Annotated in this window: 12 protein-coding genes; 5 read left to right on the top strand and 7 right to left on the bottom strand. The window is 38.9% G+C overall.

Annotation, left to right across the window (positions count from 1 at the left end):
• The first annotated feature begins 3 nt into the window (after positions 1–3).
• From SOP96_RS06995 to SOP96_RS06975, 5 genes are all read left to right on the top strand, one after another.
• Positions 4–2,067, top strand: a complete 2,064-nt coding sequence (locus SOP96_RS06995) for a RagB/SusD family nutrient uptake outer membrane protein (protein WP_326320278.1) — start codon at positions 4–6, stop codon at positions 2,065–2,067.
• A gap of 245 nt (positions 2,068–2,312) precedes the next feature.
• Positions 2,313–4,415, top strand: a complete 2,103-nt coding sequence (locus SOP96_RS06990) for a bifunctional aldolase/short-chain dehydrogenase (RefSeq protein ID WP_326320277.1) — start codon at positions 2,313–2,315, stop codon at positions 4,413–4,415.
• A 323-nt stretch (positions 4,416–4,738) separates the two neighbouring features.
• Positions 4,739–6,019 (top strand): sugar isomerase, encoded by a 1,281-nt coding sequence (locus SOP96_RS06985; RefSeq protein WP_326320276.1) that lies wholly within the window; start codon positions 4,739–4,741, stop codon positions 6,017–6,019.
• 399 nt (positions 6,020–6,418) lie between these two features.
• Complete coding sequence (locus SOP96_RS06980) at positions 6,419–7,807, top strand: FGGY-family carbohydrate kinase (protein ID WP_326320275.1); 1,389 nt, start codon at positions 6,419–6,421, stop codon at positions 7,805–7,807.
• A gap of 120 nt (positions 7,808–7,927) precedes the next feature.
• Positions 7,928–9,079, top strand: a complete 1,152-nt coding sequence (locus SOP96_RS06975) for an alpha-hydroxy acid oxidase (protein ID WP_326320274.1) — start codon at positions 7,928–7,930, stop codon at positions 9,077–9,079.
• Positions 9,080–9,382: 303 nt separating this feature from the next.
• Here the strand turns inward: SOP96_RS06975 and SOP96_RS06970 are convergent, their stop codons facing one another.
• From SOP96_RS06970 to SOP96_RS06940, 7 genes are all read right to left on the bottom strand, one after another.
• On the bottom strand, positions 9,383–9,826 hold the full coding sequence (locus SOP96_RS06970; protein ID WP_326320273.1) for a nuclear transport factor 2 family protein: 444 nt from the start codon (positions 9,824–9,826) through the stop codon (positions 9,383–9,385).
• A 72-nt stretch (positions 9,827–9,898) separates the two neighbouring features.
• Positions 9,899–10,945, bottom strand: a complete 1,047-nt coding sequence (locus SOP96_RS06965; RefSeq protein WP_326320272.1) for a GntR family transcriptional regulator — start codon at positions 10,943–10,945, stop codon at positions 9,899–9,901.
• Positions 10,946–11,287: 342 nt separating this feature from the next.
• Positions 11,288–13,423, bottom strand: coding sequence for a hypothetical protein (locus tag SOP96_RS06960; protein ID WP_326320271.1), 2,136 nt, complete (start codon positions 13,421–13,423; stop codon positions 11,288–11,290).
• A gap of 243 nt (positions 13,424–13,666) precedes the next feature.
• A complete protein-coding gene (locus tag SOP96_RS06955) occupies positions 13,667–17,275 on the bottom strand; it encodes a DUF4450 domain-containing protein (protein ID WP_326320270.1) in 3,609 nt (1,202 codons plus the stop codon).
• 1 nt (position 17,276) lies between these two features.
• On the bottom strand, positions 17,277–18,677 hold the full coding sequence (locus SOP96_RS06950) for a glycoside hydrolase family 28 protein (protein WP_326320269.1): 1,401 nt from the start codon (positions 18,675–18,677) through the stop codon (positions 17,277–17,279).
• Positions 18,678–18,769: 92 nt separating this feature from the next.
• Positions 18,770–19,675, bottom strand: coding sequence for an alpha/beta hydrolase (locus tag SOP96_RS06945; RefSeq protein ID WP_326320268.1), 906 nt, complete (start codon positions 19,673–19,675; stop codon positions 18,770–18,772).
• Positions 19,676–19,698: 23 nt separating this feature from the next.
• Positions 19,699–20,952, bottom strand: coding sequence for a glycoside hydrolase family 88/105 protein (locus SOP96_RS06940; protein ID WP_326320267.1), 1,254 nt, complete (start codon positions 20,950–20,952; stop codon positions 19,699–19,701).
• Positions 20,953–21,150 lie beyond the last annotated feature (198 nt).

Raw genomic sequence — 21,150 nt, 5'->3', positions numbered from 1 at the left:
ATCATGAAAAACAGATATCATAAAAAAAACCTTATAAAAATGCTGATTATTGTTCCGGTAATGTTAGCCGGCGGTATCAGCATCAATTCCTGCAGCGATGATTTTCTGGATCAGCCTGCGTATAATTCATCCAATACAGAATCGGTATTCGAAAACATAGAAACAGCAGATGCTTTTGTCCAGGGACTTTACAGGGGTCTTGTCCCAACTGAAATGTTCTATCAGCTGGGTGCTGGAGATACCGTAACCCACTCTGCGGAAGATGGTTCAACCAATAACTCCAAATACAATATCTGCAATTATCAGTATGATGCATACACCCCAAATACGGTTACCGGAATTTATGCCGCGATGTATGCCATTATTGAAAGAGCCAATATTGCGATCAGCAGATTGCCTACAATGCCGGCAAGTCCGAAGCGTGATGCATTGCTGGCAGAAGCAAAAGCGATCCGTGCGTTTTGCTACCATAACTTAATACGTGTTTACGGAGACGTTCCTGCGATCTGGATCCCGCTTGAAGATGCAGATCCTAACGACACGAACACATTATACCCGAAACGTTCCCCAAGGGACGGGATTTACGATAAGATTATTGCTGATATTCAGGAATCGCTAAGCAGTTTACCAGCCTCAAACGGTACTCCGGAAAGATTAAATAAACAATCTGCCAATGCACTTTTAGCAAGAATTGCTTTATATGCTGCGGGATATTCTCTTCGTTGGGATTTGAATACAGGATCGGCAGGCACCATGTCCCGTCGTTCTGATAACAGCAGAGTGCAGCAGCTTTACCAGATTGCAGATGCAGCAGCGGCTTCTGTAATTAATGCCGGTACCAACAGCTTAGTACAGGCGCAGGGAGGAAAAAGCGGTTTTGAAGCATTATGGTTCAATTTTGACAGAAGAAATTTTGCAGCCGTAAACCAGGAAATGCTTTGGCATATCGCTGAATATGGTCCCAACACCAACTCTGCCTTTGGAGTGTATGCACATCCGGGTTCCAGAGGAGGAACTTTCGGATCAAGAAAAGCGCTGCAGTTTATATTACCTACTTATTACCTGTCATTTAATCAGGCTGATAAAAGAAGGGATGTTGCCTGTACTTCTTACAGCATTTATTTCTTAAGAACAGGTAATGCATCAGATACCTGGGTAGACGTGGGAACTACCTATTCATGCATCATGCCGGGTAAATTCAGAATAAGCTGGTGTGTGGAGCCACAGGCTGCCGATGCACGTAACCTGAACATTCCGATTATAAGATACGCTGATGTATTGCTTATGTATGCTGAGACACAAAATTATTTGAATGGAGGTCCTACAGCCGCAGGAACAGCTGCTTTACAGCAGGTAAGGAACCGTGCAGGAATTGGTTCATTGCCAATACCAAGCGGTCAGCAAGCGTTTCAGGATGCTCTTGTTCAGGAGCGTAAATGGGAATTTTCCGATGAATTTATGCTTCGTACAGACTTAATAAGAATGAACCGTATCGCCAGCGAAATCAATGCTACGAAACAGGCAATGAAAAACCTTTCGGACAGAACAGGACAGTTTGCTTCAATACCGGTTTACAGATTGTATAAATTCCACAAAAATGCACAGGTTTACGGAGATCCGTTTCTGGCAGTTACCTATATCGATTTAACAGATCCGGCACAGATTGCTTTGGTTCAGGCAGTGCCTACCAACTCTTCTGGGTATGCAGCCTATCAGACGACTTTAAAAAATATAGCACTGGCAAACGGACAAACTTCAACGGCTGAAGACAAATGGTATCCTGTAAATATGTTCCAGGCTTACACAAGTACATTTAACGGAAATGCAAGAAAAGCGGTAGGATTTGTTGAAGGATTTAATGCATTGCAGATCGGGAATATTATCTATACCAAACCTACAGGTTCCGCTGAAAACGGAGGTACTTATCCGAACTGGATTGAAGGGGGTGGAGACGGACTTTTCTACGGATTTGTCCCGAATAAAACAGAACTGCTTCCATTTGCTGCAGCTTCGGCAGGTCATCCTTTGGTTGATAATCCTAATCTGAGTCAGTTGCCCGGATATTAATCAACGTAAATCATTCAAGATAAACATTGGGAAATTTTAAATTTCTAAATGTTTATTTTTTAAGCTAAATCACAAAATATTAATGAGCAAAACCCTAGATTAGATAAAAATAATCCATACAATGTGAATTAAAATAAAATGTTAATTTATCTTTAAATAAAAGCATTTAACAGTATAGTACGGGATGCTGTAAACAATGGAAGAATCTAATTTTGGGTTAGAATTTTAGAATATAAGTAAAGACAATGGAAAAACTAAAAACATTCAGATACGTAAACTATTTGTGGGATGATGAAAAAGCAGCATCTTTTGGAGATGATCAGGTAGCCTTATTTTTATACCGGTCAAATATTCTCGGGGCAGACTTAAGAATCACCAATTATGGAGGTGGAAACACAAGCTGCAAAACCATAGAAAAAGATCCTTTAACCAATGAAGAAGTTGAGGTAATGTGGGTGAAAGGTTCCGGGGGCGATATCGGAACGTTAACAAGAAAAGGCATCGCAGGGTTATATACCGAAAGATTGAGAAACCTCAAGAATGTATATGAAGGCCTGGAAGATGAAGACAGAATGGTAGGATTATTCGATCACTGCATTTACGATCTTGAAAGCAAAGCGCCATCCATCGATACACCTCTTCATGGACTTCTTCCATTCAGACATATAGACCACCTTCACCCTGATGCATTAATTGCAGTTGCAGCCGCCAAAGACAGCGAAGCGATTACCAAAGAAATCTGGGGAGATACCATGGGCTGGGTTCCATGGCAAAGACCGGGCTTTGATCTGGGTCTGCAGCTGGAAAAATGTTTACATGATAATCCGGGAATCAGGGGAATTGTTTTGGGCAGCCACGGATTATTCACCTGGGGAGATACATCCTACGAATGCTATATCAACAGCCTGGAAGTTATCGAAATGGCTTCCGAATACATCGCTAAAAAAATTGAAGAAAACGGACAGGTTTTTGGCGGACAAAAAACAGAATCTCTGCCTGCTGACGAACGTAAGAATAAAGCGGCGCAGATTATGCCGTTGTTGAGAGGTCTGGCTTCTTCAGAAAACAGAATGGTTGGCCATTTTACAGACAGCGATGCCGTGCTGGAATTCATCAACAGCAATGATCTTGAAAGACTGGCTCCGCTGGGAACTTCATGCCCCGATCACTTCCTGAGAACGAAAATTCAGCCGCTGGTGCTTACCTTAGATAAAAATGAAGATTTAAGCGATTCAAAAGCGATTTTAGAAAAATTAAATCCGCTTTTCGAGCAATACCGACAGGAATATAAAGAATACTACGAAACCTGCAAACATCCGAACAGTCCGGCAATGCGTGATCCGAATCCAGTGATCATTATTTATCCGGGAGTGGGAATGTTCAGCTTCTCAAAAGACAAGCAGACGACGCGTGTGGCCAGTGAGTTTTATGTCAACGCTATTAATGTAATGCGTGGCGCAGAAGCCATTTCAGAATACACTTCATTACCAAGACAGGAAGCTTTCGATATCGAATACTGGCTATTGGAAGAAGCTAAACTTCAGAGAATGCCGAAAGAAAAGCCGTTGTCAAGAAAAATTGCCATCGTTACCGGAGCCGGAGGCGGAATCGGGCAGGCCATTGCAGACAAAATGGTTGCGGAAGGCGCAGTTGTTGTGTATACAGACTTGAATGGGGAAGCTGTAAAATCCGCAACATCTAAATACAGCAAAGATCAGGCAGTTGCCGTTCAGTGTGATGTGACCAATGATGAAGCGATTGCAGAAGCCTTCAAACAAACCGTTTTGGCATTCGGTGGAGTAGATATTATTGTCCATTCCGCAGGATTGGCCATTTCTAAATCTTTGGAAGAAACTACTTTAAAAGATTGGGATCTGCTGGAGAATGTTTTGGTGAAAGGGCAGTTCCTATTGGCAAAAACAGGAACCGAGATCATGAAAAAGCAGAATTTGGGCGGCGATATCGTCAACATCGCAAGCAAAAACGGACTCGTTGCCGGACCGAATAATGTCGCGTACGGAACTGCAAAAGCAGCGCAACAGCATATGACAAGACTATTGGCCGCAGAATTGGCTGCGGATAAGATTAGGGTAAATGTTGTGAATCCGGACGGCGTAATCGTGGGAAGCAAGATATGGGAAGGAGAATGGGCAGAAGGCCGCGCAAAAGCTAATGGAATCACGGTGGAAGAATTACCTGCGTTTTACGCTAAAAGAAATCTTTTAAATGAAATCATTCTTCCGGAAGACATCGCTAATGGCGTTTTTGCATGCCTTGCCATTTTAAATAAAAGTACAGGAAACATCATCAATGTAGACGGCGGGATGGCCAATGCGTTCCCGAGATAAAAATAAAGAATAAGCAATTGATTAAACTATATTTTTGTCAGTTTAATCATTTGTTTTTTCTCAAAGCCACGAAGTGGCGACATAAAGAAACCCTATTGAAAAGAAACATCATTAATGTAAATGGCGGAATGGCAAATGCCTTCCCAAGATAATTTTTTACATCAATACTGAAGGAGTATATTTTAAATCGTAAGTTTGATATTATTATGTTAAATGAATTTCAAATAAACTTCATCAACCAGAGCCACAAAGTGGCGACTTACAATAGCATAGGGTAAAACCCTGCGCATAAAAAATAAATTCTGTGGAAAATAAATCATACCATGATTATAAACAAAGACAGTATAGAGCAAAACAATAAAAGTGAAACCGAAAATTTCAATTCGGATTTTGCCTATTTATCAGATAAACTCGCGAAATCAGGAACAAACGTTTCTGAAATCGTCAATAAAATAGCCGATTTTCAGGTAGCCATTCCAAGCTGGGCTTTGGGTGCCGGAGGAACACGTTTCGGAAGATTTTCTTATGGAGGCGAACCTGCGACACTGGAACATAAATTAGATGATATCGGGCTGATTCATGCATTAACAAACTCTGCAGGAGCGGTTTCTCTTCATATTCCGTGGGATATTCCGAATGATGTACAGGCAATTAAAGAAAAAGCAGCTGCTCACGGATTGATTTTCGATGCAATGAATTCCAATACCTTCCAGGATCAACCTGGAGCAGAACAATCTTATAAGTTCGGCTCTCTAAATGCAGCAAACGAAAATGCAAGAGCTTATGCGGTTGAACACAATAAAGAAGTAATTCGGATTGGTAAAGAATTAGGCTCCAAAAGCTTAACGGTTTGGCTGGCAGACGGTGCAAGCTTTCCGGGACAGTTAAACTTCCAGACGGCATTGTCAAAAACAGAGCAAAGTTTAAAAGAAATTTATGCCGGAATGCCGGAAGACTGGAAATTATTCATCGAATATAAACCTTACGAGCCGAATTTTTATTCAACAACCATTCAGGATTGGGGAACTTCTTTTATGCTGGCAAATGCTTGTGGAGAAAGAGCTTATACCTTAGTGGATCTGGGGCATCATTTACCCAATTCAAACATTGAGCAAATCGTTGCCACGTTGATGTATAAAGGAAAATTGGGAGGTTTCCACTTCAACGACAGCAAATACGGAGACGATGATTTAACGGTGGGATCCATAAAACCTTACGCATTATTCCTGATTTTCAATGAATTGGTATACGGAATGGAGAACAATCCGCAAAATCCTTACCCGGCTTGGATGATTGATGCAAGTCACAATATTAAAGATCCGTTGGAAGATCTTATTCAGTCATTGGAAGCGATTTTGATCGCTTATGCACAGGCACTTTTAGTAGACCAAAAAGCATTGAAGGAAGCACAGCTGAATAATGATGTGGTCCGTGCTCAGGAAATTTTGCAAAATGCGTACAGAACGGATGTTCGTCCGTTACTGCAAGCTGCAAGATTACAGACAGGTGCAGCGCTGGATCCTATTGCATCTTACAGAAATCTTAAAGTGAGAGAAAATTTGATTTCCGAAAGAGGACTGAATGTAAAAGCAACAGGATTATAACCTGTTTTAATTTGATAATTTGAACTTTCAAGTGCAATCGAAAGTTTTCAATTATATGTATCCTTATATTTTTATCATTAAGGTTGAAAGTGTTTAGATTATTGGGATTTAAGCTTTATTGCTTAGAGAATTAGTGGATTTTTTCTTAATGGTCTTAATATCTGAACACTCCTTAATGGTGTAAAGAAATTATTAATGTAATTGAATATTCAATGAATATAACTATTATTTACTGAGTATAACACCTTTGCGAGCCTAATATAATATTTAGTATTAAAAAAATCTTTGCTAAGTAGAACGCCTTTGCGAACTTAAAAACATATAATATTTAAAAAAAGAACTTTGCGAGCTTTGCGTTTAAAAAGTCTTTCGCAATGAAAAAATTAATCATCCTTGAAAATGTCTAAAAAAAAGAAGGTAACCATTGTATTTGATATTGGAAAAACCAATAAAAAATTCTTTCTGTTTGATAAAAATTATAAAGAAATCGTTCGGGAATATACGGAACTTCCCCTTACGACTGATGAAGACGGTTATCCGACGGAAGATCTGGCAGCCTTACAAAATTGGATCAAAGATAATTTCAATGCCATTCTTGATGATGAAAACTTTGAAGTTAAAGCCATCAATTTCTCAACATACGGAGCAAGTTTTGTACATTTGGATCAGAAAGGAAATGTTCTCACGCCATTGTACAATTATACCAAACCGATGGATGAGGAAATATTGGAGTTATTTTATCAAAAGCATGGAAGCAAACTAAAGATCGCGCGTGAAACCGCTTCTCCGCAGGCAGGAATGCTCAATTCCGGGTTGCAGCTGTTTTGGCTGAAGTATAAACATCCGGAAATATTTAAAAAAATTCGGTACAGCCTTCATTTACCTCAATATTTATCATACCTGTTTACCGGAATCTGTGTGTCGGAATTTACATCAATCGGCTGTCACACCAATTTATGGGATTATGATAAAGCAGATTACCACGACTGGGTGTACGAAGAAGAGATTGATGCTTTATTACCTCCAATCGTTCCGACTTCGGCAAGCATCAATACCTCATACAGAAATAAGAAAATTAAAATAGGTGTTGGAATTCACGACAGTTCTTCGGCACTCTTGCCGTATATTTTAAGCAAAAAAGAACCGTTCTTGCTGCTTTCAACAGGAACCTGGAGTATTTCTCTGAATCCTTTCAATGATGAAAGCTTAACCGATGAAGACATCGAAAACAATTGCCTGAACTACATGAGAATTGATGGAAAACGTGTAAAAGCATCCCGTTTTTTCATGGGAAATGAATATAAAATCCAGGTCGAAAAATTGTGTGCACACTACGGAAAAGAATATGGTTTCCACAGGGAAGTACAGTTTGACCAGGAACTGTATTTGCGACTGATGAAGCATAAAGCGGTTTATTTCCGTTTTGAAGGGATAATTTTAAAAAGGAAAATGATCACCGAAACCGATTTAAATTCTTTCGCAACTTTTGAAGAAGCGTATCATCAGCTGATGATTGAACTGATGGATCTACAGATTCACACCATTAAAAACGCTATTGGAAATTCGGAAATTCAAAATATTTATATCGATGGCGGGTTTACCGACAATGATGTATTTATGAAACTGATGTCGCACCATTTTCAGCATTACAATGTGATGTCCAGTCATTCTCCATTGGGTTCGGCATTGGGAGCTTCCATGGTGATTTCCAATAAAAAAATAGACGAGACTTTTTTACAGCAGCATTATCAGATGAAAGTGCTTCAACCGTTAATTTTTAATTTGTAATATGTAAGTAAAAAGTAAAAGGTGAAAAGTAAAATGTAAAGAATCAACTTCCTACTTCCTACTTCTTACTTCTAACTTTTTACTTTTTACTTCTGACTTTTAACATAAAAACCTGTAATTATGGCATTTCCATTTGACACCAGATATGCATCGCTTGAGCTTTTAATTGAAAGAGCTAAAAAAAGAATGCCCCGTTTTGCTTTTGAATATCTGGACGGCGGCTGTAATGAAAATATAAACCGCGACAGAAATACCAACGAGTTGAGAGAAGTCTTGCTTCGTCCGAGGTATTTAAATAACAATTTTGCGGAAGCCAATATGGAAACCGAATTATTCGGGGTAAAGTATTCCGTACCCTTCGGAATTTCTCCGGTCGGTCTGCAGGGATTAATGTGGCCGAATGCCCCGGAAATCCTTGCAAAAGCAGCTTTTAAACATAATATTCCTTTTATTTTAAGCACCGTTACCACAAGCAGCATTGAAAGAATTGCAGAATTAACGGAAGGTAAAGCCTGGTATCAGCTGTATCATCCACGAGAAGAATGGCTGCGTGATGATATTCTTAACCGTTGTGAAGTTTCGGGATATGATGCCTTGGTGGTTCTGGCAGATGTTCCTACCTTCGGATACAGAGCCAAAGAAATTAGAAACGGTTTAGCAATGCCGCCACAACTGAATTTCAGAAATGTTTCCCAGGCGTTGGTAAAACCTCACTGGTGTTTAGAAATGCTGAAGCACGGTGTTCCGGGTTTTAAAACGATGGAAAAATACATGGATAAAAACATGAATGTTAAACAGCTCGGACAGTTCATGAATTCTACTTTTTCGGGAAGACTAAATTCGGACAGAATCAAAGCGATCCGCGATCAGTGGAAAGGAAAGCTGGTCATCAAAGGAGTAGCTTCCGATGAAGATGCCGAAGAAGCAATACGTTTGGGTTTCGACGGAATGATTATTTCCAATCACGGCGGAAGACAGCTGGATGCCGGAGAATCTACGATTGCCGTGGTGAAAGAAATCAGCGAAAAATACAAAGATCAGATTAAAATCATGATGGACAGCGGCGTAAGAACCGGTCCGGATGTTGCCCGTGCATTAAGCTGCGGTGCCGAATTTGCCTTTATGGGAAGAACGTTTATGTATGCCGTAGGCGCTTTGGGTGACAAAGGCGGCGACCATATTATTGAAATGCTCAAGATGCAGTTCAGGCAGGTAATGGAGCAGCTTTGCTGTGAAAAGCCGGAGCAGCTGCAGGATTTTAGGGTGAGGTAGGTTTTGAGCGGGAAGCTGGATGATGGAAGTTAATAAACATTCTCAAGAAATATTAAAAAATAAATTGATTAATAGGAACGGGCTTTAGCCCGTTTTCTTGTTAAATAAACTCAATTGGCTTTAGCCGAAACTTAAAGCTGCTAAAGGAGCTAGCTTCATAAGAATCAATGTATTGATTCCAATCTTTGCTCTAAGAAATCTTAGAATAAATAATAAATCTTTGCGTTTGAAAAAAAATAATTCAAAATAAAAAATCTGCAAAGGATTCCCTGCGAATTTAATTTATTTATCATAATTATTCAATTACTTTTTCTTCTCAGATTTCACTGCCTGTCTTGCCATTAATTTCCAATTATTTTTCACTTTAGCCCAAACCAATAAAATATCCAAAGTAACATCTCCCGGAGCTTTTCCTGCATCGGCTGTCGTTGCGTAAAAATGATGTCGGACAATCGCTGTATTGCCGACAATCTGTACGGTCTGATTGGTAATTTCAATGGTCACAAAATCAGATTTCTTCGTAACCAGTTTTTCGACAAACTCTTTGGCATCATCAATATGTCCGCCTGAATGTCCATAAGTCAGTTCCGGTAAAATCAGAGATTCTAAGGTTGATTTTTCTCCGCTAATCATCGCAAGCCTAAGTTTTTCTGCAGCTTCGGTTACGGCCTGGGTATCATTATTTTTTTGTGCGGAAATGGTAAAAGCCATCATAAAGCTCAAGGCTAAAATTAATTTTTTAATCATAATGAAATAATGTATTTAAAATAATAAGATAATGTAATCGATTGCGCAACTGTTACAGGATTTAAATTATTCTTAAAGAGAATCCCGCTGAATAAATTTAAAAACGTTATTCACCGACTCTTTTTTGTTTTTTAAAATCATATACGCAGCAGATTCCCCCATTGCTTTAAAATCAGTTGTGATTACAGTGATTCCCAGCAATTCCTTTAATGGTGTTTCATTGTAGGAAATAATACCAATATCTTCACCGAGCTTCATGTTTTTCTGCCTGATCTGCTTTACAAGATTTACCAGGTCACGTTCGCGGATGGTAATAAAAATATCTTTATCCTGCAGTTCCATATCGGGATAAATTTCATCGAGAATTTCATAATCCAGCTTAAAATCCCTGCAGAATTTTTCAAAACCTCTTACAATCCGGAAAGGATAGGGGTGAATGGATTTATCGGGATAAACCAATATTATTTTTTCATATTTCCTGATTTTATCCAGTCCTTCCTTTAAGGCATTATAAATATCATGCTCAAAATCCTGGAAAATTGAGCCGTATTCCCCTGAAATATTGGGCTTTGTATTGTCAAGCATCAGCAGTTTATTCTTGGGGATCTGCTCAATCATCTCAAGCACTTCTTGGGTTGAGCTGGTATGCTTCGACTGATCGTCCCGGAAGTGAGGCATGATCACATAATAATCAAATCCGCCCAGATTCTTTTTTAAAGCATTAATGAAAAGCGTTTCATCACAGTGGTAAATATACATTTCCACATTGCCTTTGGAACCGATTGCATTTACAAAATAATTATAAATCATCATTTTGTAGGTACTCGGTTTATTGATCAGAAAGAAAATATTAATCGTATCATTCTTGTTAATGCGTGAAATATAATAGCCTTTGCCTTTTACCGATTCAATAATTTGCCTTTTTCTAAGCTCTTTGTAGGCTTTTTCAACGGTATCTCTTGAAAGAAAACAAGATTCGCTCAATTCATTAATGGACGGAATTTTTTCACCGATGTTAATCTCTCCGCCATCAATTCCGTTTAGAATTGAATCTACAATCTGCTTGTATTTGGGAACTCTGGAGTTTTCGTTGATATGTATTTCAAAAGTTTCTGCCATAGTTTGGAGGTATGAGGAATGATTTAATTTTAACAAAATGAATTTCAGAAAAATGATTTGTTAAAGTAGACAAGTTACAAAAAATTACAATAACTGATAATCATCATGTTTAATAAAATATAACAATATAATCGGTTTATTTTCAATGATTTAAAATTATAAACTCATATAAGTTTGAATTTGTTAAATTACCGATTCTGTACTCTAAAACGATGATAACTCCAATTTTATTGTAAACTCTAAATCCGAACTTTGAACCCTAAACCCTAAACACCAAACCTTAAACAAAAAAAAGCCTGCCCTTCATCCGGACAGACTTCAACTATATGAATGTGAAACTTTTTAAGGCATCTTTTTAAACCCTTCCGCTTTTATTTTCCAGCTGCCGTCTTTCGGAAAACCCGGAAATTGTCCTGTTGAACTGTCCCAGCCTTCCAGCATCATGGCGACAGCTGTTAAAGTTCCGCCGTTTCCGGGAAGATAAATTCTCAAACGTCCGTCCTGGAAATTATGGCCGTTTTTTAAATACGTATTGGTCTGAATATCCATAAATAAAGCATCCAAAGCCTTATTCGGAAGTCCGAGTCTTGCTGCATTCATCGCCGTCATCGGGAAATCCCAACCCCAGGTGTGTCCCCAGTTCCATCTTTCCCAAACAATATCCAGAGTGTTTTTCATGATCTTTTTGTCCAGCTTCGGAGATTCCGGAACCATTCCTAATGCGCCTAAAACAGCAGGATGGTCGGTCATCCATTTTGGAAAAGTGAATGAATCTTTTGCTGATTCTGTCGATAAATATACACCGTCCTGAACCGGTAGCGGAGCCAGTTTATTAATCACATCATCCCATTTTTTATCCCTCGGTTCGCCTAATCTTTCTTTCCATTGTTGAGCAACTTTCAACGCCCAATCCCAATACGCGACTTCATACGTAGGGTTATAAGTATCTTTTGCCGGGAAAACTTCCTGCGCCGGAATCATTCCTTTCCCAAGATTGTAGCGGTTCTTTTCTTTGTCATACGTTGCAAAATCAGCCATGAATTCGGCCGTCGCAAAAACCAGATCTTTATATTTTTCCAACACTTTTTTGTCCTTTTTATCTCGATATAAAAGCTCGGACATATAAATCAAATGCGGTTGTTCCCAGATCAAAAAGGCGGCGACAGAAGACGGACTTTCATTGCCTTCATTATCCGACATTTTAATCCAGCGAACGCCTTTATACCCTTGTCTTTCTGCTAATTTTTTAGCTTTATCAAATGATCTGAAATAATAATCCAGCTGCTTTTCTAAAATTTCCGGCCTTCCCCAAAGTGCATAATGAACGCCGTGCCACCAATGCATTTCCGTGTGTGGTTTTCCGTACCAGCTGTTGAAGGTTAAACCTGTTTCCTGTGGCGGATTGCTTCCTCCGCACTGAACTCTTGTTAAATATTCCGATAAAATGATTCTGCGTTCCAGCTCGCTGGCTCTTTTATCGGTACTCCCTTCAAAATCAACGGCTGCGCCGCTTTCCCAGAAATTCTTCCAGCCGGAAATGCTTTCCTTTTCAGCATCTGCAAATAAAGTTTTTGAAGTTTTAGAATTTTTTTCTGAAAATTCAACCGTTAATTCTAAAGTTTTGCTTTTCGGGGAAGGTTCAAATACGAAATAATGCTTACCTGCTTCACTTAATTTTCCTTCGGTGAAATACAATTGGGTGAAATAATCTGCCGTATTTAATTGGTGTTCAATCAATCCGTGAGTTGAATTTGAGGAAATTAATTTTGTTGAATGTTGATCTGCGTTTCCGTAGAAAGCCGCTTCATCCAGGAATTGTCCGCTCGGATAAGGATATTTTGCGAAAACTTTCAATCTCTTTTGTGTTACCAAATCCGATTCAATTTTAACCCCGATTTTATCTGAATTTTGAAATGAAGTGGTCCACACTTTTACCGGAATTCCTTCCAGAGAAAACGCACTGGTAATAATTCCCGTCCACAAATCAATTTTCTGGTTGATGTTCTGTAAATCTGAAACCTGCGCTTTTTTACCGTCTTTTTTTATCAGCTCAATACCGATATTTCCCAACTGCAGACGATGTTGGTTGACACGAAAATATTCCACCGCCTTTTTGTTGCGTTCCGGTTCTTTAATTTGTACACTATACAACGCTTTTCGTCCTTCATTATTGAAATCGTAAGATTTTAATGTCTCCTCAAATTGATAATTTCCGGAATTCGGAAAACTGTTCCAGCCCCATTCCGACTGCGTTCCCAAGGAAACACCGTTTTTATAATATTCCGGGAACGACTGCATTCCGGTAATGTCAACCGTGTAGGCGAATTTCCCGTTTCCAACCGTTAATGAAGCTAAAGTATCCGCTTTAGTGTTAACTACATTGTGTCGCTGAACAACCTTCTTACGATCGATTTTTTGAGCGTTCAAAGATGAAAACCCAAGGCAGAATAGACTCAGATATATTGCAATTTTCTTCATTTTTAAATTTATTTTAATATTTAAAAAATATTTTCCAGTTTAACTCTTTTTGAGATGGCGTTCCTATGGAACGCAATAACCTCGCTGGTTTTACATTTATCTACACAGATAATGTTCCTATGGAACATTATTTTATTTATTCCGTTAGGAATAATATCTGTGTAGAGAACAAATTTTATTTTTTCTGCGTTCCGTAGGAACGCTATCTTTTTCTATATTCTTCACTCATTCCTCTTCTAATACTTATTTCAAAACCGTCGCACTCATCATTCCAATGACCACATCATTGCTCACTGCCGTTAATTTTATCGATTTTAATTCTTTATTCGGGTCAATCGGCAAATCTAAAATCGTTGCAGAACCACCATCAACCTGCCGGTCTGTAAATCCTTTGATGCTCGAATATTTACTCAAAGTTCCGCCTTTGTACAGTTCTCCGGTTTTCAATTTGACACGATACGGAATTTTATCATCCGGAATTTCAAATGCGAAATTGTCATCAAACAAATCCTGCTCAATCGGCCACCAATTGGTAGGGTTTTTCAGTTCCAGTTCTGAAGTTGAACCATCGGTATATTGAACTGTGATTGTACCATTCACAATCTGGGACTGCATCGGATTGGTAGAACCAGCCATGAGAAAATACATCTTTTTCCCTTTTCCACTTAAGGGAATTTCAATCGAATCCGGATAGTTATCCCACTGACTTACAAAAACAATATTTTTATCAGCTCTATCAATCAAAAAAGGAATTCCGAGGAAGTCAGCTTTGTCATTTTTTCTTTCGTTCATCAATCCGGAATCATCAATTTGAGACGTGATCAACGGATAGCACCAGTTCCCGATTCCCTGCCACGGAAGCTGTAAAGTAGGAACTTTTAATCTTGGAGAAAGATATTTTTGGTTGAAAATTTCCGTTACTTTTTCGTTGTATTTTGACGCTAAAGAAATAGTGCTGAACTCATCCTGATTCTCAATTTCCCAGTCGGTGATTTCAATACTCTGTTTAATTCCATTGTATTCAAGCTTGATAGAATTGGTTCCTTTACTCAAATAATTTGATGGAATTTCAATCGATATATTTTGATTTTTTTGAATGCTGAACGTTGTTTGAAAATCATTAACTGTTAGTTTTCCATTAATTGTATGGGAAATACTTGACTGGATCTTCAGTTTTTTATTCACCCATTTTACTTCCAGAGGAAAGCGGATATCCACATTCACCGGTTGCCACCAGGTCGTTCCGTTTTGTTCGGCCTGAACGAAAAATGTTCCTTTTCTTTCTTGTTGAATAAGACTGAATGTTGAGTTGACCACCCCGTCTTCTCCCGTTGGTCGAATCCACCCCTCCAGTGGAGGGGAATTCTTAATCAATCCTTGTGGGTCGTACACTTGCGTGATTTTCTTTTTTGAATCAAAATTCAGCTGGAAATTCTCAGAAATATAACTGATATAATCTGTCTTTTCACTTTTTAATTTTTCTTCAGAATGTTTAATTTCAATTTTGAAGTCTGTTCCTCTTGGTGTTTCAAACTGAACAACTGGATGTAAAATAGAGTTTGGTTTTACGTTCCAATCCACTTTTTTGCCATTTACCTTCACCGACTTGATTTTGGACTCATTCACAGGAATCTGCATTTCTAAAAACAGCGGGTTTTGGTATTTTGAGATGAAAGCAAATTCTATTTTTTTAGCACTTTTTTTAAACTGATATTCCCAATCCGGAAGATTTAATTCAGCAAAATTCCAGTCTTTTGGAAATCCGGGTTTTATTTCAATTTTATTGTTTAATAATTTAGGATAAACTCCAAAAAGGCCTTCCGTTAAAGTTCGTGAAGCCACCCCAATCGGATCGGCAAAATCTCTGTACAATTCTCCGCGAAAAGCATCATAATGGGAAAGCTGCTCAAAATTTCCCGGACTGATGCCGTAGTACATCGATTCAACCAAATTTCCTTTCCAAAGCTGGTAGGCCTCATCATTTCTTCCGGCCTGCCAATACGCCAAAGCGGTCTGTAAATTTTCCGCCAACGCAACGTTGTTGATGGACCAGTCGTAAGGCTGCCAATTGGTGGTGGATAGGGTGTAATACTCTTTACTTTGAGCTCCTTTCACCGTAACCGGGATTTTCGGAGTATGGTTATTGATATATTGTACATTCTGATAATCCTCAAATTCATTCAAAATAAACGCATCCGAAACGTGATAAATCGACCAGATTCCCGGTTTATCGTGAACGATTTGATTGCCTAAAGCATCTTTATATTCAGCAAAGTAGCCTTTGTTTTTAATCCAAAGTTCGTTTTTCATAGCCTTTAAAATGGCATCAGCTTCCTGTTCGTAAGGCTGAGGATTTTCGCCAATGATTTTTGCCAGTTTCGCCATTTCACGGTTGGCTCTGTAATTATACGCCGAAGTATGTGTCACTTTTCCGCCAGAGTATTGAAGTGCATCACTTGCCCAGATTGCAGCATAGGCATCGTACAAATTGCCACGTTTGAAATTTCGTTTTTCCCAATCCATATGACGAACCATTGTTGGCCACATTTTTTTGAGAAATTCTACGTCTCCTGTGTAATTGAAGTGCGAAAACAGCTGGTCAAAAAACACCAGATTCATATCGTAATGATGCGGTTTTGAGTTGTCATTCGGATTTCTGGAAATATAGCCGCTTGAAAAAACAGAAGTTCCCATTTTTTCTTCGTGTCTTGCTAAATGACGCATCGTATCCATAACAACCGGAGCAGTTTTAGGTTCCAAAACTTGCGATCTGGAATAGCTTTCAAAATGTTCTTTTGACCTGTCGTGCCAGCTTAAAACATCGGCTGCGTAAGCACCGCGCCATGCATTTAATCGCATTCTCCACGCAACGGCGCCGTGAAGAAATGTCGGAGTTTCCCAGATTCCGTCAGCTGCAATAGCTAAATTAGCTCCGAAATTGTTTACATCTGAATCAGGAGTTTTTAAATGAATCCTGTTGGTTAAGGTTAAACGGGCTTTTTCGGCTTCGTTAAAAATGTTTTCCAATTCTTCATCAGAAAAGTTTTTCGTTGGTTTTCCTTTGGAAATTTGAATAAAAACCGGATTTTTCTGTGAAGAATACGAAGCGTAAACAATCGGAGATTTATCTGTTTTATTTTGAGTAAACTCACCCAATTTTTCTAAAGTCGTTGCATCGGTTTGTTCTAAAGAATTTACATTTGAAAAACTTCCGTTGACGATTTGCGTTTCTTTTTTCTTATTTAAATAATTAAGCTGAAAATGATTTGTACTAATTTTATATTCATTATTCAGGCAATACTCAGGCAGGAGATAAAATCCGGATTCCGGGTCTGCGCCGATGTCGCCGTTTCTGCTGAAAGCCGTTCCGCTCGCACCACCAAAAACTGCATAAATCTTTGCCGAAGAATCTATATTAAAAGTTTCCATTTTAAGGACTAAACCTTCATCTTTAACCTGTGCTAAAACAGTTAATTTTAAACTTCCTTTTCCAAGAATCGGGTCTTTGATTTCATACAGCATTGAACCGGGACGATAACGGGTTTCAATCTTTTCAGCCTGAATTAATTTCTTAATGGAATTTCCTTTCTGAATAATGAATTGAAGGTTTCCGCCCATTCCGGGAAGATAAAGTGCAAACTCGGGTAAATCTCCCGCTTCAACTCTTGATGCACGATTGTCGCCGTACAAAGCCCGATTGAATCTGTACTTTCCGTTGACCAATAAAAAATCGCCTTTGTCTTCTTTGTAATGCAGCTCACGCTCGATGTTCTGCCAATGTTTCGATTGGGCAAAAGAGTGTGAGAATGATGATAAAACAATCAGTCCGGCGACAATGGTCTTTCTGTGCATTTTAGGGTTTTAACTCGGTTAAAGGCTTTCCGTTTACAGTTACATTTTTTAAGGTCACGTTTTTCATATAATCTACTTTGTAAGGAATCTGAACGCCGATCATTTTAGCATTAATCATCGTGAAATCCGTTACAGGGGAAGATTCATACGCATCGGAAAACACTGCATATTTTCCGCCTTTGTCTACGGTTAAATTCTCTACCCAGATATTTCTGATCGTCGGAATATGATTTCCCGGCTTTTCGTAATGCATATTGAAACGAACGGCAGCTTCTTTATAAGCCCCGACTTTTGTATTGTAGAAAAATACATTTTCGATAGTTCCGCCACGGCTTGAGCTGGTTTTAATTCTCAATGCACGGTCAAGATTTTTACTGTCCATTACATTTCCTACGGCATAAATATTTTTAGCACCGCCTGCAATTTCACTTCCGATAACGACACCGCCGTGGCCGTCTTTCATTTCACAGTTTTCGATGATGTGGTTTTCGGCAGGTCTTCCGATATCTCTTCCGTCTTCGTCTCTTCCGGATTTAATGGCAATACAGTCGTCTCCGGTGTCAAAATAAGAATCTTTAATCCAGACATTTTTACAGGCTTCCGGGTCGAAACCGTCGTTATTCGGTCCGTGGCTGATGACTTTTACCCTTTCAATGAGAACATTTTCACAAAGTACAGGATTTAAGTTCCACATTGGAGAATTTTTAACCAAAATATCTGCCATATAAAAGTTTTTAGATCGGTAAGGCTGAACGAAATTCGGTCTTAAATAATAACCGTCTCCAAAAATTCTTTCTCTGGCAGGTTTTCTTTGTGCCATATATTCGTGAAGCTTTGCACGGGCAGGATTCTGTCTTCCGGGACGGTTTTCATTATAACCATATTTTGTGGCACCGCACCAGAACCACCAATGGTCATTGTCGGCATTTCCGTCTAAAATTCCTTTTCCGGTAATAGCGATATTTTCTTCTTCGTAAGCGTAAATTAATGACGAATAATTCATACATTCCATTCCTTCCCATCGTGTGAAAACAATAGGGTAGTCGTTGCTGTCCTGACTGAATAAAATTGTGGAATTGTCGCTGAGATGAAGGTTAACATTTGATTTTAAATAAATCGCTCCCGTCAGGAAAATACCGTTCGGAACGATTACTCTTCCTCCGCCTTCAGCGTTACATTTTTCGATGGCTTTTTTGAAGGCTTCCGTATTTTTTGTTTTTCCGTCTCCAACAGCACCGAAGTCAGTAATCATATAATCTGCATTTCTGAATGTTGGTTTTTTAATCTGCTTTTTTAAAGCTTTAATCTCTTTTAAAGGCTGTTTTGCGGAAGTCCACGGTTTGTATTGCCCGGAAACGGCAATCGAAAGAATTAAAAGAAAGAGCGGAATATATTTTTTCATAAGATCGGATTCAAAATTTTAGGATAATTTGTAGGTACTGCAATCTAAAATAAATCTAAGGATTGATTATCCTGCACTGTCGGTTAATGAAATTACTGCTTAGGAAACAAGTTTTTGAGCCAGTCGGAACAGAGTTCTTTCCAATGATCTGTTAATTCGGATTTGTTGGTAATCCCTATTTTATGTTCACCTTCAGGAAAGATAAATAGCGCGCCTTTCACTTTATTTTTGGTCATTGCCTGATAATACAGAATACTGTTCATTACGGGAACGGTTTTATCATTCTGTGCATGAATCAGTAAAGTTGGCGGCGTTTTATCAGTTACCCGGTTTTGCATGGAATATTCTTTGATTTTTTCCTGAGAAGCATTTTCTCCCAACAGGCTTTTGCGGCTTCCGACGTGCGCAAATTCCCCCAAATCGATAACCGGAGAAACCAGGATTGCGAAATTCGGAATGGTAGAAATAGAGGTCCAGTCGCCTTTCAATTCCGTATAATCTGTTGTGATATTGCTGACTGTTGCAGCCAGATGTCCGCCGGCTGAAGTCCCGATAACGCCAACCTGCTCCGGAGAAATTCCGTATTGTCCTGCATTTTTCCTGATGTATTTTATCGCCGCCTGAATATCCTGCAATGGAGCAATTTCACGTTGTTGTACATCCGGAGAAATGGGTAAACGGTAATTCAGCACAAAAGCCGAAATTCCTAAGGTGTTGAACCATTTAGCGATCTGGAATCCATTAAGATCATAAGTCAGCTTGTAATAGCCGCCGCCCGGAATAATAATGACAGCCATTGGTGTTCTGTCTTCTTTAGGCGGAAGAAAGGCAAAAAGTTCAGGTTCTTTTATCTGAATGATTCTTCCGTCTTTTTCTTCGGTTTTTAACTGTAATCCTTTGGAATTGGGCATTTTTCCTTTCGGCCAAAACATAATTTTTTCCTGTGCAGAAGTTAAATTTACTACCAGAAAATATAGAAGTAATCCCAGTTTTTTCATGAGCAGCTCTATTTATTGTATGATTATTTCTCGAATTCTATGCTTGCCAGAATAAAAGGACCCGTTCCTTTAGCATCATTAGATCGGATCTTTTCATTCACATAATACTCGTAAGAACCATCTCTGTAGGGTTTTCCGCCCAAGCCTGCCACTGCGCAACATTTGTTGAGATTCACTACGCCGTTTTCATCAACGGTGATTAAATTTTTGATGATTCCATTGTATCCTTTCTGAGCGTATTTTTTGTAAGATTGTGGCAGATAGCCTTTGTTCACAGACTTGATCATCATGTAGACAAACATTGCCGAGGCGGAAGCTTCAGTATAATTCCCTTTTTCTTCTGCTTTATCCAAGACCTGGTACCAGAGCCCGTTTTGCTTGTCCTGAACTTTGATGATGGCATCTGCAAAAGATTTAATGTAAGAAATTAATCTGCTTCTTCCGGGATGATTTTGTGGTAAATAATCCAGGACGTCCACCATTGCCATTCCGTACCATCCCATAGCTCTTCCCCAAAAATTAGGTGAAAGACCGGTTTCTTTATCAGCCCACGCTTGCTGCCTGCTTTCGTCCCAGGCATGATAAAGCAATCCTGTTTTTTTATCAAGGAGATTTTTTTGCACTGAATCGAATTGAAAAACAACGTCATCGTAAGCTTTTGCAGCATCTTTCCCTTTTGAAAAATCTTTTGTGTAATGGGCATAGAAAGGCATTCCCATGTAAAGTCCGTCCAGCCAGACCTGATACGGATATATTTTTTTGTGCCAGAAAGAACCTTCTTTTGTTCTTGGCTGACCATCAATTTGTAAACGAAGAGTTTGCAGTGCTTTCAGGTATTTTTCTTTTTTCTCTTTTTCGTAAAGATAAAGCAATACGTTTCCACTATTCAGAAGATCAATGTTGTATTTTTCCAGCTCGTACGTGAGGATTGTTCCGTCTTCTGTTACAAGCTTTTCCCCAAAGTCGCTGATGTAGTTGTAATATTCTTTTTTTCCTGTTTTTGTGTAGAGTTGTTCGGCGCCGTCTAATACAATGGCGGAAGGATACGTCCACTTCGGGCTTTTGCTGAAATCAAGCATCCAGGACTCCGGGAAGCGGTGCATCTCTGAAAGCAGCATCCTTTCTGACCAGTTCAGATCAGCAGGGACAATTTTGCCGGATTGAGTTGTTGTGGCTTCTGTTTTATTCTGGTTTGCAGACTGTGCCGAAGTCAAACCTATTCCTGCATAAAAAGCTGCTAAGGCAAGAATTTTTATTCTATGATTGATGAATTTCATTGTCATACGATTTAATGATTGCAATCTAAAACAAACGGAGTTATATATTGTCCTGCACTGTCGGGATTATTAAATATTAATATTTAAACGCAGACTGCAATCGCTTAAAAAAACTTAATTTTTTTACTTGATTTTTAATATTGCGATAATAAATATTTATTTTTTTTTATTTTATATTTTTTTATTGAAAATTATTCT

This window comes from Chryseobacterium salviniae, assembly GCF_035819015.1.
GTDB classification, from domain to species: domain Bacteria; phylum Bacteroidota; class Bacteroidia; order Flavobacteriales; family Weeksellaceae; genus Chryseobacterium; species Chryseobacterium salviniae.
This window is presented reverse-complemented; position numbering and strand designations above follow the sequence as displayed.

Bases quoted from the DNA above. Each gene is read 5' to 3' on its own strand.
- SOP96_RS06995 (WP_326320278.1), top strand. From the start codon at position 4: ATGAAAAACAGATATCATAAAAAAAACCTTATAAAAATGCTGATTATT.
- SOP96_RS06990 (WP_326320277.1), top strand. From the start codon at position 2,313: ATGGAAAAACTAAAAACATTCAGATACGTAAACTATTTGTGGGATGAT.
- SOP96_RS06985 (WP_326320276.1), top strand. From the start codon at position 4,739: ATGATTATAAACAAAGACAGTATAGAGCAAAACAATAAAAGTGAAACC.
- SOP96_RS06980 (WP_326320275.1), top strand. From the start codon at position 6,419: ATGTCTAAAAAAAAGAAGGTAACCATTGTATTTGATATTGGAAAAACC.
- SOP96_RS06975 (WP_326320274.1), top strand. From the start codon at position 7,928: ATGGCATTTCCATTTGACACCAGATATGCATCGCTTGAGCTTTTAATT.
- SOP96_RS06970 (WP_326320273.1), bottom strand. From the start codon at position 9,826: ATGATTAAAAAATTAATTTTAGCCTTGAGCTTTATGATGGCTTTTACC.
- SOP96_RS06965 (WP_326320272.1), bottom strand. From the start codon at position 10,945: ATGGCAGAAACTTTTGAAATACATATCAACGAAAACTCCAGAGTTCCC.
- SOP96_RS06960 (WP_326320271.1), bottom strand. From the start codon at position 13,423: ATGAAGAAAATTGCAATATATCTGAGTCTATTCTGCCTTGGGTTTTCA.
- SOP96_RS06955 (WP_326320270.1), bottom strand. From the start codon at position 17,275: ATGCACAGAAAGACCATTGTCGCCGGACTGATTGTTTTATCATCATTC.
- SOP96_RS06950 (WP_326320269.1), bottom strand. From the start codon at position 18,677: ATGAAAAAATATATTCCGCTCTTTCTTTTAATTCTTTCGATTGCCGTT.
- SOP96_RS06945 (WP_326320268.1), bottom strand. From the start codon at position 19,675: ATGAAAAAACTGGGATTACTTCTATATTTTCTGGTAGTAAATTTAACT.
- SOP96_RS06940 (WP_326320267.1), bottom strand. From the start codon at position 20,952: ATGAAATTCATCAATCATAGAATAAAAATTCTTGCCTTAGCAGCTTTT.